The organism is Plantactinospora sp. GCM10030261, assembly GCF_042666615.1.
Taxonomy (GTDB): Bacteria; Actinomycetota; Actinomycetes; order Mycobacteriales; family Micromonosporaceae; genus KBS50.
Map to the genome: position 1 here is coordinate 1 of NZ_JBHTDD010000039.1, position 17,307 is coordinate 17,307.

Sequence of the window (17,307 nt, forward strand, 5' to 3'; positions counted from 1 at the left end):
GGGAGGGGGAGGAGGGAGGGAGAGGAAGGGAAGAGGTTGAAAAAGTCAGGCTTGACTGTTTGTTTTGTGGGAGGCAGGCTGTTTTCGTGCCGCCGACCCGAGTGCCCCAACAGGAGCGCAGCCGGGCGACTCAGGCCCGGCTGCTGGAGGCGACGGTCGACGCGCTTGTCGAGCACGGCTGGTCGGGCACCACGACCACCGTCGTCGCGGCCCGGGCCGGTGTCTCCCGGGGCGCCCAGCTGCACCACTACCCCACCAAGGCCGCCCTGGTGCTGGCCGCGGTCGAGCACCTGGCCGAGCGGCGGGCCGCCGAGATCCGCGCCGAGGCAGCCGCGCTGCCTGCCGGCCCGGACCGCGCCGGCCGGGTGGTCGACATGCTTGCGGCTCTGTTCACCGGGCCGCTGTTCGCCGCGGCCCTGGAGCTGTGGGTGGCCGCCCGCACCGATCCGGAGCTGCGCGCCGCCCTGGTCCCGCTGGAGGCCCGCGTCGGCCGCGAGATGCATCGGATGACCGTGGAGCTGCTCGGCGCCGACGAGCGGCGACCGGGCGTACGGGAATCCGTGCAAGCCACCCTGGACCTCCTCCGTGGCCTCGGCGTGGCGAACCTGCTCTCCGACGACTCGGCACGCCGCGCCGCCCTGCTCGACACCTGGAAGCAGCAACTCGGCACCATCCTGTCCCGCTGACCGAGAGAGGACCCCATGGCCGACCCCCACCGCCTGCTGACCGACCTGGCCGCCGAGTCGGCCGACCTGGACAGGATGGTCGCCCCGCTGCCGGACGCCGACTGGGCACGCCCCACCCCGGCACCTCGCTGGACCATCGCGCACCAGGTCGCCCACCTCGCCTGGACCGACCACGTGGCGTTGCTCGCCGCCACCGACACCACCGCCTTCATCGCCTCGGTCAGCGGTGCGGCGAGCGACCCGGATGGCTTCGTCGACCGGGGCGCCGAGGAGTTCCTGGCCGCGCCGGCCGACCTGCTCGACCGCTGGAGGACCGGCCGGGCCGCGCTGGCCACCGCCCTCACCGAAGTGCCGGCCGGCACCCGCCTCCCCTGGTACGGGCCGCCGATGTCGGTCGCCTCGATGATCACCGCACGGATCATGGAGACGTGGGCACACGGCCTCGACGTGGCCGACACGCTCGGCGTCCGCCGGGAACCCACCGACCGGCTGCGCCACATCGCGCACCTCGGCGTGCGTACCCTCGGGAACGGCTTCGCCGCCCGCGGCCTCGACCTGCCCGACCAGCCGGTGCGGGTGGAGCTGATCCCGCCCACCGGCCAGCCGGACGACGCCTGGACCTGGGGTCCGGCCGACGCCGCCGATCGGGTCACCGGGTCCGCGCTCGACTTCTGCCTGCTGGTCACCCAGCGCCGGCACCGCTCCGACCTCGCCCTGTCGGCGACCGGACCGGTGGCCGACGCCTGGCTGGACGTAGCCCAGGCGTTCGCCGGGCCATCCGGCACCGGCCGGACGGCGGCCGGAGGCACCGATCCCCGCGCCGCTGATCCCGGCACCGTTGATCCCCGCGCCGCCGGCCCTGGCGCCGGCACCGTCGCCGCGGTCGCGCCATGACGACACCGCTCCGGATCGGAAACGCCTCCGGCTTCTACGGCGACCGGTTCGACGCCTGGCGGGAGATGCTCGACGGCGGTGAGCTGGACGTGCTCACCGGTGACTACCTGGCCGAGCTGACCATGCTCATCCTCGGGCGGGACCGACTCAAGGACCCCGGTCTCGGCTACGCGCGGACCTTCCTGCGGCAGATGGAGACCTGCCTGGGCACCGCCGCCGAGCGCGGGATCCGGATCGTCACGAACGCCGGTGGGTTGAACCCCGCCGGGCTGGCCACCGCGCTGGAGTCACTCGCCGCGCGACTCGGCCTCTCCACCCGGATCGGGTACGTCGACGGTGACGCCGTCGACCGGCCGGACGCGCTCACCGCCAACGCCTACCTCGGTGCGTACGGCATCGCCGCCTGTCTCGACGGAGGCGCCGACGTCGTGGTGACCGGTCGGGTCACCGACGCGTCCCTGGTCGTCGGGCCGGCCGTGGCGCATTTCGGCTGGCGGCACGATGATGTGCACGCGCTCGCCGGTGCCACCGTCGTAGGACACCTGCTGGAGTGCGGCGCACAGGTGACCGGCGGAAACTTCAGCTTCTTCACCGAGCTGCCCGACGGCGGGCGCCGGCCCGGCTTCCCGATCGCGGAGCTGCACGCCGACGGGTCCGCCGTGATCACCAAGCATCCGGGCACCGGCGGCGCGGTCACGGTCGAGACCGTCACGGCCCAGTTGTTGTACGAGATCGACGGCCCCGACTACCTCGGCCCCGACGTGGTGACCCGGCTCGACACCGTGACGTTGAGCGGGGTGGGACCGGACCGGGTACGCGTCAGCGGCGTCCGTGGCCGGCCCGCGCCGCCCACCCTCAAGGTCGGTGTCTCCAACCTGGGCGGCTTCCGCAACGGCATGACGTTCGTGCTGTGCGGGCTGGACATCGCGGCCAAAGCGGAGCTGGTACGCCGGCAGGTCACCGACGCCGTGGGGCCGGACGGGTTGGAGTTCACGCTGGCCCGCACCGACCACCCGGACGCCAGCGAGACCGAGGTGGCCAGCGCGTTGCTGCACGTCAATTTGCGGGACACGGATCAACGGCGGGTCGGGCGGGCGTTCTCGGCGGCGGCGGTGGAGCTGGCCCTGGCGTCGTACCCCGGCTGCACCTTGACCACCCTGCCCGGTGACGCCCGGCCGTACGGTGTCTTCTCCGCCGACGTCGTGCCGCAGGAGGAGGTGGCGCACGTGGCGGTGCTGCCCGGCGGCGAGCGGGTCGCGGTGCCACCGCCGACACGAACCGAACCGCCGCCGACGCGTGCCGCACCGCCGCCAACGGGAAGCGAACCGCCGCCGACGCGTGCCGCCCCGCTGCCTGGGCGGTTGGAGGGTCCGCCTCCGATACGGTCTTCGGCAACCGGTGGTCACTCCGCACAGGTGGGACGGCGAGGGCCGCTGGGCGAGGTGGTGGGCGCCCGATCGGGCGACAAGGGCGGCGACGCCAACCTGGGCGTGTGGGCCCGGTCCGCCGCCGGCTTCGACTGGTTGAGCGGCTGGCTGACCACCGATCGGTTGCGGGAACTGTTGCCGGAGACGGCCGAGCTGGTCGTCGACCGGTACGAGCTGCCGAACCTGCGGGCGGTGAACTTCGTGCTGCGCGGCCTGCTCGGCGAGGGGGTGGCCGCCTCGACCCGGTTCGACCCGCAGGCGAAGGCGCTGGGCGAGTTGCTCCGGTCCCGGGTGGTCGACCTGCCGGATCTGCCGGCGGCACCGGACCCGCCGGCGGCGTCCGGATGAGCATCGTGGACACGCCGGAGCGGCGGCAGCTTCGCGAGTTGACCCGGGACTTCGTCACCCGCGAGGTGCGGCCCCACCTCGCGGACTGGGAACGTGCCGGCGAGGTGCCCCGCGACCTGCACCGAACCGCCGCCCGGATCGGCCTGCTCGGGGTGGGCTTCCCCGAAGCGGTCGGGGGCAGCGGCGGCGACCTGCTCGATTCCATCGTGGTGACCGAGGAGCTGATCCGGGCCGGTGGCTCATCCGGCCTGGTGGCGGCCCTGTTCACGCACGGCATCGCGCTGCCGCACATGATCAGCACGACGGATCCGGATCTGATCGACCGGTACGTCCGGCCCACCCTGGCCGGGGAGAAGATCGGCGCCCTGGCGATCACCGAGCCGGACGGCGGTTCCGATGTGGCCGGCATCCGGACCCACGCCCGGCGCGACGGTGACCACTACGTGGTAAACGGCGCGAAGACGTACATCACAAGCGGGTGCCGCGCCGACTTCGTGACCACCGCGGTCTGCGCGCACGCCCCCCGCACCGGGGATCTGACGCTGCTGGTGATCGACAAGGGAACGCCGGGTTTCACCGTGGGCCGGCGGCTGGAAAAGCTGGGTTGGCACTGCTCAGACACCGCCGAGCTGTCCTTCTCCGACGTACGGGTGCCGGTGGCCAACCGGATCGGCCCGGAGGACACCGCGTTCCTCGCCATCATGCAGCACTTCGCCGGTGAGCGGCTGTCGCTCGCGACGCAGGCGTACGCGACGGCGCTGCGGTGCGTCGAGCTGACCGTGGACTGGTGCCGGACCCGGAACACGTTCGGCCGCCCGCTGGCCAGCAGGCAGCTGGTCCGGCACCGGATCGCCGAGATGGCCACCCGTGCCGAGGCGGCCCGCTGCCTGGTGCACGAGGTGGCGACCCGGGTGGCAGCCGGCCAGCCGGTGGTCACCGAGGTCGCCATGGCGAAGAACGTCGCGGTGGCGGCCTGCGACTGGGTGGTGGACCAGGCGGTCCAGTTGCACGGCGGGTTCGGCTGCCTGCGGGACGCCGAGGTCGAGCGGCACTACCGGGACGCCCGGATCCTCGGCATCGGTGGCGGCACTACCGAGATCATGAACGAGATCATCGCGAAGGGCCTGGGGGTCTGAGGTGACCGTGTTGCGCTCCACAATGACCACGAGCCAGGCGAGCCAGGCGAACCGGCGAGCGATGCTGGACCGGCTGGCCGAACTGGACGCCGCCCTCGACCAGGCCCGGGCTGGCGGCGGGGAGAAGTACGTGACCCGCCATCACGGGCGCGGCAAGCTGCTCGCCCGGGAACGCGTCGAGCTGCTGCTGGATCGGGACTCTCCGTTCCTGGAGCTGTCTCCGGTGGCCGGTTGGGACACCGACTTTCCGGTCGGCGGCAGCGTGGTCACCGGCATCGGAGTGGTCGAGGGCGTGGAGTGCCTGCTGATCGCCAACGATCCGACCGTACGCGGCGGCGCGGTCAACCCGATCTCTTTGGCTAAGACCCGGCGGGCCGGCGATATCGCGCTGGCCAACCGGCTTCCCATGGTCAACCTGGTGGAGTCCGGCGGAGCCGATCTGCCGAGCCAGGCGGACATCTTCATTCCCGGCGGACGGGTGTTCCGCGACCTGACCCGACTGTCGGCCGCCCGGATCCCCACGGTAAGCGTGGTGTTCGGCAACGCCACGGCCGGCGGGGCGTACGTCCCCGGGATGTCCGACTACACGATCATGGTGCGTGATCGGGCGAAAGTGTTTCTCGCCGGTCCGCCGCTTGTGAAGATGGCCACCGGCGAGGTCACCGACGACGAGTCGCTGGGCGGCGCGACGATGCACGCCACCAGGTCCGGTCTTGCCGACTACCTCGCGGTCGACGAGCGGGACGGACTGCGGTTGGCCCGGCAGGTCATCCGCCGGCTGAACTGGCGCAAGCAGGGTCCGCCGCCGCGAACCAGCGTGCCGGCACCCCCGGTGTACGACCCGGAGGACCTGCTGGACGTGCCGAGCGCCGACCTCAAGGTGCCGTTCGATCCGCGCGAGGTGCTCGCCCGGGTGCTGGACGGCAGCGAGTTCGACGAGTTCAAGCCGGCGTACGGAACCGCCCTGGTGACCGGCTGGGGCGAGTTGCACGGTTATCCGGTGGGTGTGCTGGCCAACGCCCGGGGGGTGCTGTTCAGCGAGGAGGCGCAGAAGGCCGCCCAGTTCATCCAGCTCGCCAACGCCGCCGACACGCCGCTGGTGTTCCTCCAGAACACCACGGGTTACATGGTGGGCGCCGAGTACGAGCAGGGCGGCATCATCAAGCACGGCGCTTTGATGATCAATGCGGTGTCGAATTCGACGGTCCCCCACCTGACCGTCAACCTCGGCGCGTCGTACGGCGCCGGCAACTACGGGATGTGCGGCCGGGCGTACGAGCCGCGGTTCCTGTTCAGCTGGCCGAACGCCAAGTCGGCCGTGATGGGACCGGCCCAGTTGGCCGGCACGCTGTCCATCGTGGCCCGGCAGGCCGCCCTGGCCAGGGGCCGGGAGTACGACGAGGACTCGGATGCCGCGATGCGGATGATGGTGGAACAGCAGATCGAGTCGCAGTCCGGAGCGCTGTTCCTCTCCGGGAAGCTCTACGACGACGGTGTGATCGACCCTCGGGACACCCGTACGGTCCTGGGGCTCTGTCTGTCGGCTGTCCACAACGGACCGATCAGTGGCGCCGACGGCTTCGGCGTCTTCCGGATGTGAGGCGGAGATGATTCAACGACTGCTGGTTGCCAATCGCGGGGAGATCGCCCGCCGGATCTTCGCCACCTGCCGCACCCTCGGGATCACCACGATCGCCGTGTACTCGGACGCGGACGCCGCCGCGCCGTTCGTCGCCGAGGCCGACCTGGCCACCCGCCTACCGGGGCACACACCTGCCGAGACGTACCTGGACATGGCGCAGATCCTGCGGGCGGCCCGCCGGACCGGCGCGGACGCCGTGCACCCGGGCTACGGCTTCCTCGCCGAGAACGCCGAGTTCGCCATGCGGGTCGCCGACCACGCCGGGCTGACCTGGGTCGGGCCACCAGCCAAGGCGATCGCCGCGATGGGAGACAAGATGGCGGCGAAGGCGCTGCTCGCCGACGCCGGCGTGCCGATGCTGCCGACCTGGACCGACGACGATCAGGTCACCGACTTCCCGGTGCTGGTAAAGGCGTCCGCGGGCGGTGGCGGTCGCGGCATGCGGATCGTGCGGGACGCCGCCGGACTCGGCGAGGCCGTCGCCTCCGCGCGCCGCGAGGCGGCCGCGGCGTTCGGCGACGGCACGGTCTTCATCGAGCGGTACGTCGAGCGCGGCCGGCACGTCGAGGTGCAGATCTTCGGTGACACCCACGGCACGGTGCTGGCTCTCGGCGACCGGGACTGCTCGATCCAGCGCCGGCACCAGAAGATCATCGAGGAGGCCCCGGCGGTCCTCGACCCTGACCTGCGGGGGCGGCTGCACGCTGCGGCAGTGGCCGCCGGCCGCGCGGTGGAGTACGTCGGCGCCGGCACCGTCGAGTTCCTGCTCGCGCCGGACGGCGAGTTCTCCTTCCTGGAGATGAACACCCGGCTCCAGGTGGAACACCCGGTCACCGAGGCGGTCACCGGGCTGGACCTGGTCCGGCTGCAACTGCTGGTCGCCGAGGGCGAGCCGCTGCCGCTGGCGGTGACCCCGCCGGTCGACGGTCACGCGATCGAGGTCCGCCTCTGCGCCGAGGATCCGGCGCAGAACTTCCGCCCGGCCACCGGCACCCTGCACGGCTTCGCGATCCCCGGGGTGGCCGGCGAGTTCACTCCGACCAAGGGTCTGCGGCTCGATTCGGGGGTGGTTGACGGCTCGACGGTGAGCGTCCACTACGACTCGATGCTCGCCAAGCTGGTCGCCTGGGCACCCACCCGCGCCGAGGCGGCCCGGACCCTCGCGGGTGCGCTGGCCCGCGCGGAACTGCACGGGGTGGTCACCAACCGGGACCTGCTGGTCCGGACGCTGCGCAGCCGGGAGTTCGGCGCGGCGGACGTCGACACCGGCTTCCTGGACCGGAACGCCGAGGTCTTTGCCCCGCTGCTCCCGGCCGACCTGCTGCCGGTGACGGCGTTGGCCGCCGCGCTCGCCTCGGCCGCCGAACGCCGGTTGGCCGCTCCGGTGCTGGGCGGGCTCCCCTCCGGCTGGCGGAACGTGCCCGCATTCCCGCAGGTCGTCCGGTACGCCGACCGGGCCGGACGGGAGGTCGAGATCCGCTACCGGCTGGACCGCCACGGTGCGCTGGCCGAGTGGTCAAGCGAGCCGGCCGGCGAGATTCCCGCCCGGCTCGACGAGGCCGGCCCGGACCGGGTGGTGCTCACCGTGCTGGAGAGCCGCTGGCAGCTGCGCGTACGTCGGGTGGGGTCGGAGGTCTTCGTGGACGGTCCGGCCGGGGCGGCGAGCCTCACCGAGTTGCCGCGGTTCCCGCTGCCCGAGCCGGAGCTGGCCGCGGGGTCGTTGCTCGCGCCGCTGCCCGGCGCGGTCTCCCGGGTGCACGTCGAGGTCGGCCAGCGGGTCTCCGCCGGTGACCCGCTGCTCACCCTGGAGGCGATGAAGCTCGAACATCCCGTGCTCGCTCCGGCGGACGGCGTGGTGGCCGAGCTGCCGGTGGCCGCCGGCACCCAGGTCGACACGGGTGCCGTGTTGGCCGTGGTCAACCCCGACTGATCCTGGAGGCGCCCCGTGGACTTCGACCTCACCCCCGAGCAGGACCAGCTCCGCGACGCCGTCCGGGCGCTGGCCCGGCGGTACGGCCACGACTACTTCGTGCGCAAGGCCAGGGCCGGCGAACACACCACCGAGCTGTGGCGGGAGGCCGGCAAGCTGGGCTATCTCGGCGTCAACATCCCCACCGAGTACGGCGGGGGCGGCGGCGGGATCACCGAGCTGACCATCGTCTGCGAGGAGCTGGCCGCGGCCGGCTGCCCGCTGCTGCTGCTCGTGGTGTCGCCGGCCATCGCCGCAACCGTGATCGAGAAGCATGGCACCGAGGAGCAGCGGGCCCGGTTCCTGCCGGGCTTCGCCGACGGGTCGCAGACCGTGGTGTTCGCGATCACCGAGCCGGAGGCGGGCTCCAACTTCCACCGGCTCGGCACGGTGGCCCGCCGGGACGGCGACGACTGGCTGTTGTCCGGCCGCAAGTGCTACATCTCCGGGGTCGACGAGGCGCAGTACGTGCTGGTGGTGGCGCGCATCGCCGACGAGAGCGTCGACGTTGACGGGGGTCGGCAGCGACTCAGGCCGGCCCTGTTCATCGTGCCCACCGACGCGCCCGGGTTGGAGAAGTCCAAGCTGGACATGGAGATCCTGTCTCCGGAGAACCAGTTCCTGCTCTACCTGGACGACGTCCGGCTGCCGGCGGACGCGCTTGTCGGTGGTCCGGATTCGGGGCTGCCGGCGCTGTTCGCGGGGCTCAACCCGGAACGGATAACGGTGGCCGCGATGGGCGCCGGCACCGGCCGGTACGCCATCGAGCGGGCCAGTTCATACACGGCCAGCCGCACGGTGTGGGGTGGCCGGACGATCGGCTCCCATCAGGGGGTGGCGCATCCCCTGGCGCACGCCTCGATCCAGGTCGAGCTGGCCCGGCTGATGATCTACAAGGCGGCGACGCTGTACGACGCGGGACGCGATCTGGAGGCCGGGGTGGCCGGCAACATGGCGAAGTACGCCTCGGCCGAGGCTGCCGCGCTGGCCGTGGACACGGCCATCCAGGTGCACGGCGGCAATGGCATGACCACCGAGTACGGGGTCGCCACCCTGCTCGGCGCGGTCCGGGCCGGCCGGATCGCCCCGGTCAGCCGGGAGATGATCCTCAACTTCGTCGCCCAGCACGTGCTCGGCCAGGACAAGTCGTACTGATTCCAGTGTTGAGGCAGTCGAGGACGTACAGCTGTTCGCGTCTGCCGGTGCGTGGATGCGGTACCGATGTCCCCTCGGCACGCCAGCCGAGTCCTTCGTACAACCGCACTGCCCCGGTGTTGTCCAGGTAAACCATGAGTACCGCCTGCTTGTACCCTGCCTCCGCCAGCACGCCCGGGACACCCGCCATCAACTGTCGTCCGACGCCTCTGCGCCAGACGCGAGGGCTGACGCCGACATACCGGATCTCCGCGGTCGGCTCGTTTTCGCGCGCCCTCCCCCACGGCTGCACGGCGGCGAACCCGACTGTCTGCCCTGCGTCGTCGGCAACGAGCAGCATCGACCGTGGTGAACTGTCCAGCACGGCCTGGATCAGCGGACGAGCCAGGTCGAGCGGTGCGACGTTCTCCGCGCCGTCCCGCGCGGCCGTACTCTCGGCCCAGATCCGTGCGGCGGCATCCACCCGATCGGGACTACTAACGACCATGATCTTCAACGCCACGCGGCGAGTCTATGAACCCACAGCCGGCCGACAACGATTTACCCGGCCCGCGGTCCGCCGAGTCAGCCACCGATCCGGCCCGGTCAGCGCGCCAGGGTCGGCCCGACCAGCGAGTCCACACCCTTGCCGGCGAGGCACCGGTAGGCGCGGTCACCGGTCGCCACGGCGGACCGGTCGGGCGGCAGCACCTCGAACCGCCAACCGTCGACCACGGGTTGCCCGCTCACCGCGGTGAACGTGGTGGCGGCACAGATCCGGGCAACCGTGGGCTCGGTAACCACCGACGCGTGGTTACCGGCGTCGACCTCGGCCGGCAGGTCGCCGACCGCATAGCTCTCCCAGGTGTGCCGGCCGGAGCAGGGCACCCGCTCCGCCTGTGCCGCGCTGCCCCGGATCCGCACCGGGCCGTAGCACTCCAACTCCGTCGGGCACCGAGCACCGGCCGGCAGGCCAGCCGGACACCCGGGCAGGGCCCCGGCGGCACCGGAGGCGGTGGCACCGGGTCCGACGCCGGACGGTGTGGTGTCTGGACCGGCGACGGCCGGCGAGGTCGCTCCACTGGGGGCGGCTGGCGCGCTGCTCACCGGTGCCGAGCGGGACTCGTCACCGGGATGCCGCCCGACCCACCAGGACACCGCGCCGACCGTGACCAGGAGCAGGACGGCGCCGACCACGCCGAGGACGACCTGCCAGGTGGGCCGGCGGGCCGGCGTCCCCGACAGGCCGGCGGGCCACTGTGCCGGCGGTCGGGGCGGCACCCGCGGCGTGACGTCCGGATCCAGCAATCCGGCGCCGGACACCGGAGCGGCGCCGCCGGACACCGGAGCACCGGACACCGGAGCGGCACCGCCGGACACCGGAGCACCGGACACCGGAGCGGCACCGCCGGACACCGGGGCGCCGGAGATCGGAGCCGCGCCGCCGGAGACCGGAGCGCCGGAGGTAGGCGCCGTCGAACGGCCCAACCACACGTCAGACAGCATGTCGCGGAGCACGGCGGCGGTCGGCCGCCGCGCCGGATCGTTGTCCATCCCGGACCTGAGCACGTCGAGCAGCGCGTCCGGCACCCCGGGCAGACCGGGGACGGGATGAGAGAACAGTTCGAGCAGCATGACCAGGCTCGGGTCCTGCTCGGCGGGCCAGCGGGGGGGCTTGCCGTGCATCACCGCGTACAGGGTGGCGCAGAGCGCGTACACGTCCACCGCCGGCGCGGGTGGGCTGTGCCGGAACATCTCCGGCGGCGCGTACGCGGGAGTGAGCACCTCCAGCATCACCGACGGGTCGCGGTGCTCGCCGATCACGGCGAGTCCGAAGTCGGCGAGCACCGCGGAGTTGAAACCGGAGTAGAGGATGTTGGCCGGCTTCACGTCCCGGTGCAGCACGTTACTCGCGTGCGAGTGGGCCAACGCGTCAGCGATCTTCACGCCCAGGTCGCGCGCCTCGCGCGGGCCGAGTGGGGAGGTGCGCATCCGTTCCGCGTACGAGCCGTCGCACAGCTCCATGATCAGATACGGATGCCGGTCGGCGGTGACCCCGACGTCGAACAGGTCGACCACGTGTGGGTGGGACGACATCCGCCCGGCGGCTCGGGCCTCGCGGAGGAACCGCTGCTGGTCGCGCTCGCTGTCCAGGGTGCGGTTCTCCACCTTGACCGCGACCTCGCGTCCCACGGACAACTGCGTCGCCCGGTACACGGTGGCGTAACCGCCACGCGCAAACAGTGACAAGTCGGTCAACCCAGGCACCTCGGGCAGGGGCAACGGGCCCGGCGGCGTCTCGGTCACGGCATGAAAATACCTAATGGCCCCGACACGCCTCATCGCGCGGCTCACATACCTACCGGGGCGTCGACTCCGCGAGCCCTGTCGACCGACACACATGACAATCCTGCAGTTTGGGCTGCCGTTCTGGCCGCTTTACCCCTTTCCCGGGGGCCCAGAGGTCACGATCGCGGGGGGCGGGGCGGCGACGGCCAGGGACCCCGAGAGCCGGCTCCGTAACGCGTCCGCGCCCGGTCTCTCGCTGGCCTGCTGGGTCGAGTACGCGAGCCGCACCGCCTCGTCCGCGGCGGCCAGGGCCTCGTCCCGCCAGCCCGTGGCGGCCAGCGCTTCCGCCAGCACGACGGTGGCCGTCACGTGACTACGCACATCCTCCGCCGCCGCCCCGGCAGCCCGGCGAGCCCAGTCCAACGCTTCGGCACAACGCCCGGCGGCGAGTAACGCGGCGGCGTACCTGGCCAGCGTCTGCCGGCGGGAGAACAGCAGTGACGGGGTGTCCGGACCGGTGGCGACCGGTTCCAGCAGCCCGATGGCGGCCGCCGGGTCGCCGTTGGTCAGCAGCGCGGTGGCGAGCAGCACCCGGGGTCCCACCTGGGCCGGCGTCAACGGGTTGTGCGGTTCGACCGCGGCCAGCACCGCGCGGGCGTCCCGCTCGGCGGCCACCGGGTCTCCCGCGTCCAGCGCCACGAAGCCACGCATCGTGCCGGCCATCCCGGTGAGCAGCGGGTGGCTGGTCCGCGAACCGTACTCCAGGGCATCGCTCAGCAGGTCGTACGCGTGATCGGGCTCGCCCAGGCCGCGGGCCACCACACCCCGTACCACCAGGGCGAAGCCGCGACCCCAGTCGTCGCTGGCGGCGGCGAAGTCGCGGTAGGCCCGGCGAGCCTCGCGGTCGGCCTCGGCCAGTTCCCCCAGTTCGGCCGCGGCGAACGCCTCCACCGCCCGAAGCGTGCCGACCGCCCACGCCTCGCCGACCCGCTCACCGAACGGGAGGAAGACCTTCGCCAACCGCCGCGCGTCGCGCAACCGCCCGGCCAGCATGCGGGCGAACGCCGTGGTGCCGCGCATCCAGGCCCGGCCGACGGGGTCACCCAGCTCGGCGAAGAGCCGGGCGGCCCGTCCCAGCACGGCATCGGTGCCGGCGAAGTCGCCCCGGGTGGTGGTCACCCAGGCCAGGTTCTGCAATGACCAGGCCTGCCCGCGCCGATCGTCGGCGGCCAGGTTGACCTGGTACGCCGCGGCGAACCGGCTGCTCGCCTCGGCCAGCCGACCGCCGACGAAGTCGGCCATGCCGAGCCGGCGCATCGCCGACGCCCGCTGCGGCGCCAGCCCCGCGTCGGTGGCCACCTGCAGCGCCTCCTGCCAGCTGGCCACGGACCGCTGCCGGTCGCCCAGTGCCAGGTAGGCCTGGCCGGCCAGCAACAGCGCGCCGGCTCGACTCGCCAGGTCGTCGCCCGCGTTCGCACCGATCTTCTCGGCGAAGGCGAGGGCGTCGGAGGCCCGTCCCACCTGGAGCAACGCCCGGGCGTGTACCAGCCGGTCAGCGGTGGGCAGGGTTCCGCCGGCGAGCGTTGCGGCCCGCTCCGCGTACTCCACGGTGGAAGCCGGTTCCCCGGCGGCGAGCGTCCGGCGGGCGGCCCGCGCCAGCGCCGCCGCTCCCAGCGGGGCGACGCCGCGAGCCAGCGCGTCAGTCCGCAGGCCGACCGCGTCGGCGAGCGCCACGGCCTTCTCGACGTGTTCGGCGACGAACACGTCCCGGACGACCTCCGGCATGTTCACCGGCACCGGCACCTCGGGCGCGCCGGTGTCGGTCGGGGGCGCCGCCCACCTGGCCAGTACGGCATGCCGCTCAGCCAGGTCCGCCCTGCCGATCCCGGCGTACACGGCCTCCCGCATGAGCGGGGTGGAGAAGACGTACCCCTCCCGCGCCCGGTGCAGCATCCGGCGTTGCAGCAGTTCCTCGACGGCCCGTTCGAACTCGACGCCGGCCACCGCGGCCGGGCGGGCGATGCCGTCGGCCCGACCAGCGCGCAGCGCCTCCAGCGTGCCGGCCGGCACCGTGTCCCCCACCACCGCGGCGTCCCGCAGCACCGATCGGGCCTCCGTCGGCAACGCGTCGATCCGCGCCGCCAGCACTGCGGCGAGGTCCCGGGAGAGCAGTCGGCTGCCCAGCGAGCCGGGTGCCAGCCGCCAGGATGCCGTGCCCGCCGCTCCCTGGCGACCCAGCACGGTCGTCAGGGTGCCGCGCTCGGTGAGCAGGGTGACCAACTCGGCGAGATAGAACGGGTTGCCCTGCGCGGTGGCCAGCAGCCGGTCGGTGTCCGCCTGGGGCAGCCGACCGCCGCCCAGGTACGTCGTCAGCAGCCGGGCCGCGTCGGCGCCACGCAGCGGCGGCAGGGCGTGCACCTCGGCGTCCGCGAGCCTGGTGAAGGCGCCCGCCGTGCGGACCAGTTCGGGCCGGCCCAGCAGCAGCACCAGCACCGGTCCCGCGAGCCGGGACAGCGTCGTCCCGAGCGCCCGGAGTGTTTCCGGGGTGGCGTCGTGCAGGTCGTCGACGATCACCACGAGCGGGCTTTCGGCGGCCATCGCGCTGAGCAGTTCGGCGACCGCACCCGGCACCGCCTCCGCGTCCGGGGTCGCCCCGATCGCGGCCGACCACTCGCTCGGCTCGGCGGACACGGCGCGGACCGGAGCCGGATCGGCGTAGCCGAGCAGGCCGAGCAGCAGGTCGACGTTTACCGGCGGCGGATCCGGCCGGACCCGGGTCAGGCGCTGCCCGAGCCGCCGCAGCCGCTCCTCGACCACCGGCCGGGTGACCGCGGTGGCCGGGTCGGCGGGCAGCCCGACCGCGGCGCGGACCAGATCGGCCAGTGGCGCCAGCCGGCGTCGCTCACCGAAGGCGGCACACCGCACGGAGAGCACCCGGGCCCCCGTGTGCGCCGCGAACCGGCCGGCGCCGACGTCGTACCCGGCCGCCAGCCGCTGCACCTCGGCCGCGAACCGGGTCTTACCGATACCCGCCTCGGCGGTCATCAGCAACACCCGAGGCATGTCCTGGTCGATCACCTCGGCGAGTCGCCCGGCGACCCGCCCGATCTCGGTCTCCCGGCCGACGAAGGGTGCCTCGTCGCCAAGACCGGACCGGGTGCCGGGCGCGTCGAGGAGGCCGAGCAGTTCGTACGCCTCGACCGGATCGCGCTTGCCCTTCAACCGCAGCGGCCGCAGCTTTCGCCAGGAGGCGACGTGCCGGGTGGCGGCGGAGGTGGTGGCCCCGGCGTACACCGCGCCGATGGCGGCCGCGTCGGCCAGCCGGGCCGCGGTGTTGACCGTGTCCCCGATGACCGTGTATTCGATGGCGGCTTGGATGCCGGCGACGACCGGACCGGTGTTGAGGCCCACCCGCAGGCCGAGTGGCGCGCCCCCGCCCTGCTCGTCGTCGAGCACCCGACGGACCGCGCGTTGCATGGACAGCGCGGCCCGGACGGCCCGTTCGGCGTCGTCCTCGTGGGCCACGGGAGCACCGAAGACTGCCATGATCCCGTCACCGGTGAGCTTGTCAACGTGGCCGCCGAAGGTCTTGACTGCGCCGGCGAGCGCCGCGAGCACCCGGTCGGTGACCGCTCCCACGCGTTCCGGGTCGAGGTCCTCCGACCAGGAGGTAAAGTCGGACAAATCACCGAAGAGGACCGTTACCACGCGTCGTTCGGTGGCCGGCAGGGTCGCTGCGGCCGGCAGCGCGGCTCCGCAGTTGTGGCAGAACCGTGCGCCGGGCACGGCGACGGTTCCACACACCGGGCAGGTCACTCTCGGTCCAACCCGCCGACCCGCCGGTTGGATTCCCGGTTCTCGCGTTTCAGATAGGCAAGTTGTGCGCGGACCGACCACTCGGCGGCCGGCCAGAGCGAGCGGTCGACGTCGGCGTAGACCGTCGCCACCACGGCCTCCGCCGTCCGCGCCCCACCCGCGACAGCCTGCCGGACCTGGTCGAGGCGGGCCTGGCGGTGCGCCAGGTAGAACCGGGCCGCGGCGGCGCAGTCGGCCAGCGGCGGGCCGTGGCCGGGCAGCGCCGGAATGTCCTCGTACGCCGTCAGCGCCGCCAGGCTGGCCAGGTAGTCCCCGAGGTCGCCGTCGGGATGGGCCACCACGGTGGTCCCCCGGCCCAGGATGGTGTCGCCGGTGAACACCGCCCGCTGGTCGTCGTGGTCCACCACGAAGCAGACCGAGTCGCTTGTGTGCCCCGGGGTGGCCACGGACTCGATCTCCAGGCCGGCTCCGCCGAGACTCTCGCGGGGCGCGTCCAGGGGATCGGCGCCGACCGCGTGGGCGGGGTCGGCGGCGAGCACGGCCACCCCGCCAACCAGTTCGGCCAGCCGGCGGGCACCCTCGACGTGGTCCGGGTGCCCGTGCGTGATCAGCACCAGCCCGATCGGCCCGTGCGACGCGATCCGGGACAGGTGGCCCTCGTCGGCCGGACCGGGGTCGATGACGATCCCGTAGTCACCCGCCGGAGCACGCAGCAGCCAGGTGTTGGTGCCGTCCAGCGTCATCGGACCCGGGTTCGGCGCGCGCAGCAGCGTCACCCAGGTCGGCAACTGGTCGGCCAGCGCCGCGGCCGGCGCCGTCACGTGCCCGGTCATGCCTGCGATGGTACGACTCCCGGCGCTGACCCCTACTCGACCTCGACGATGATCTCGACCTCGACCGGTGCGCCCTTGGGCAGCTCACTGACCCCGACGGCGCTGCGGGCATGCCGGCCAGCCTCGCCGAAAACCGCGCCGAACAGCTCGGACGCGCCGTTGATCACCGACGGCTGGTCGGTGAATCCCGGTGCCGACGCGACGAATCCGGTCACCTTCACCACCTTGACCACCCGGTCCAGGCCGACCAGGGTGTGCACCGCGGCGAGGGCGTTCAACGCGCACTGCCGGGCCAGCTCGGCGGCCCGCTCGGTGCCGACCTCGGCACCGACCTTTCCGGTCGCCAGCAACTCACCGTCGGCGATGGGAAGCTGACCGGAGACGTAGACGTGCCGGCCGGACTGGACGGCGGAGACGTACGCGGCCAGCGGCGGCACCGCCTCGGGCAGGCTCAGGCCGAGTTCCTCAAGCCTCGCGTACGGCCCGTCGACGATCGGGGCGCTCACGCCTTCACGCGCTTCAGGTAGGCGACGAGCTGCTCCGGGTTGGGACCAGGTACCACGGCCACCAGTTCCCAACCGTCCTCGCCCCAGTTGTCGAGGATCTGCTTGGTGGCGTGCACCAGCAACGGCACGGTGGCGTACTCCCATTTCTGCATCCGTTCAGCCTAGAACCTGTGCGGCGACCGGAGCGACCGGCCCGACCGGGCTGGCCCACCCGACCGGGATACCCGGACCGACCGGGGTCACCCGAGTCAACGGCCGCCCGCCGGGGTTGGCGCGGCGGGGCCCGGACCGCACGGACCGCGGTGGGCGTACCACTGCGGGCACCGGGAGCGGTCCGGCAGCAGTAGGTCACAGAAGACGCGGCGCCTGTTGTTCTGGTCGTCCACCATGGAAACGGTGGTCTCGCCCGGGTCGAGTTCGGGAAGGAAGTCCAGCGCTCCGGCCACGGCCCTGGCCAGCCGCAGGGCTGAGTCGACGTTGCCCACCCGCACCGGCAGGTGGATGACATAGCCCGGATCGTCCTCGACGTCACCGGCACATTCCGGGCGTGCCGTGCCGGCCGACTCCCGGCGCAGCGGTTCCGCACGCTGCCGATGGAAGGGGGCCGATTCCATCGGGTCGGGTGCG

Annotated in this window: 13 protein-coding genes and 1 pseudogene; 7 read left to right on the forward strand and 7 right to left on the reverse strand. The window is 72.9% G+C overall.

Translation table 11 applies throughout. From position 1 onward, the window contains the following. Window positions 1-86: 86 nt before the first annotated feature. From ACFQUZ_RS29690 to ACFQUZ_RS29720, 7 genes and pseudogenes are all read left to right on the forward strand, one after another. The gene (locus ACFQUZ_RS29690) at window positions 87-686 is read left to right on the forward strand and encodes a TetR/AcrR family transcriptional regulator (protein ID WP_377448141.1); all 600 of its coding nucleotides are present in this window, start codon (window positions 87-89) and stop codon (window positions 684-686) included. Between the two features lie 15 nt (window positions 687-701). Next, window positions 702-1,481: pseudogene (locus ACFQUZ_RS29695) on the forward strand (TIGR03084 family metal-binding protein); the annotation flags it as partial. 95 nt (window positions 1,482-1,576) lie between these two features. Further along, a complete protein-coding gene (locus ACFQUZ_RS29700) occupies window positions 1,577-3,355 on the forward strand; it encodes an acyclic terpene utilization AtuA family protein (protein WP_377448143.1) in 1,779 nt (592 codons plus the stop codon). After that, the gene (locus tag ACFQUZ_RS29705; RefSeq protein ID WP_377448145.1) at window positions 3,352-4,491 is read left to right on the forward strand and encodes an acyl-CoA dehydrogenase family protein; all 1,140 of its coding nucleotides are present in this window, start codon (window positions 3,352-3,354) and stop codon (window positions 4,489-4,491) included. The genes ACFQUZ_RS29700 and ACFQUZ_RS29705 overlap by 4 nt, the downstream gene beginning before the upstream one ends. Window positions 4,492-4,513: 22 nt before the next feature. After that, on the forward strand, window positions 4,514-6,091 hold the full coding sequence (locus ACFQUZ_RS29710; RefSeq protein ID WP_377448147.1) for an acyl-CoA carboxylase subunit beta: 1,578 nt from the start codon (window positions 4,514-4,516) through the stop codon (window positions 6,089-6,091). 7 nt (window positions 6,092-6,098) lie between these two features. Continuing rightward, entirely contained in the window at window positions 6,099-8,063 is a 1,965-nt protein-coding gene (locus ACFQUZ_RS29715) for a biotin carboxylase N-terminal domain-containing protein (protein WP_377448149.1), read from the forward strand. Window positions 8,064-8,078: 15 nt separating this feature from the next. Beyond that, a complete protein-coding gene (locus ACFQUZ_RS29720) occupies window positions 8,079-9,257 on the forward strand; it encodes an acyl-CoA dehydrogenase family protein (protein WP_377448151.1) in 1,179 nt (392 codons plus the stop codon). Here ACFQUZ_RS29720 and ACFQUZ_RS29725 read toward each other — a convergent pair. The 7 genes from ACFQUZ_RS29725 to ACFQUZ_RS29755 form a co-directional block, all read right to left on the reverse strand. Then, window positions 9,211-9,759: a GNAT family N-acetyltransferase gene (locus tag ACFQUZ_RS29725; RefSeq protein WP_377448153.1), complete on the reverse strand. Its 549-nt coding sequence runs from the start codon at window positions 9,757-9,759 to the stop codon at window positions 9,211-9,213. The two genes, ACFQUZ_RS29720 and ACFQUZ_RS29725, sit on opposite strands and share 47 nt — an antisense overlap. 83 nt (window positions 9,760-9,842) lie before the next feature. Further along, a complete protein-coding gene (locus tag ACFQUZ_RS29730; RefSeq protein ID WP_377448155.1) occupies window positions 9,843-11,543 on the reverse strand; it encodes a protein kinase in 1,701 nt (566 codons plus the stop codon). A 132-nt stretch (window positions 11,544-11,675) separates the two neighbouring features. Then, on the reverse strand, window positions 11,676-15,422 hold the full coding sequence (locus tag ACFQUZ_RS29735; protein WP_377448157.1) for an adenylate/guanylate cyclase domain-containing protein: 3,747 nt from the start codon (window positions 15,420-15,422) through the stop codon (window positions 11,676-11,678). Continuing rightward, window positions 15,338-16,174: an MBL fold metallo-hydrolase gene (locus tag ACFQUZ_RS29740; protein WP_377448159.1), complete on the reverse strand. Its 837-nt coding sequence runs from the start codon at window positions 16,172-16,174 to the stop codon at window positions 15,338-15,340. Before ACFQUZ_RS29740 ends, ACFQUZ_RS29735 begins: the two co-directional genes overlap by 85 nt. 32 nt (window positions 16,175-16,206) lie before the next feature. Next, window positions 16,207-16,668 carry a RidA family protein gene (locus ACFQUZ_RS29745; RefSeq protein WP_377448216.1) on the reverse strand — a complete coding sequence of 154 codons (462 nt, stop codon included), beginning with the start codon at window positions 16,666-16,668 and terminating at the stop codon, window positions 16,207-16,209. 8 nt (window positions 16,669-16,676) lie between these two features. Continuing rightward, complete coding sequence (locus ACFQUZ_RS29750) at window positions 16,677-16,832, reverse strand: hypothetical protein (protein WP_377448161.1); 156 nt, start codon at window positions 16,830-16,832, stop codon at window positions 16,677-16,679. Window positions 16,833-16,928: 96 nt separating this feature from the next. Further along, window positions 16,929-17,294 carry a hypothetical protein gene (locus ACFQUZ_RS29755; protein ID WP_377448218.1) on the reverse strand — a complete coding sequence of 122 codons (366 nt, stop codon included), beginning with the start codon at window positions 17,292-17,294 and terminating at the stop codon, window positions 16,929-16,931. Window positions 17,295-17,307 lie beyond the last annotated feature (13 nt).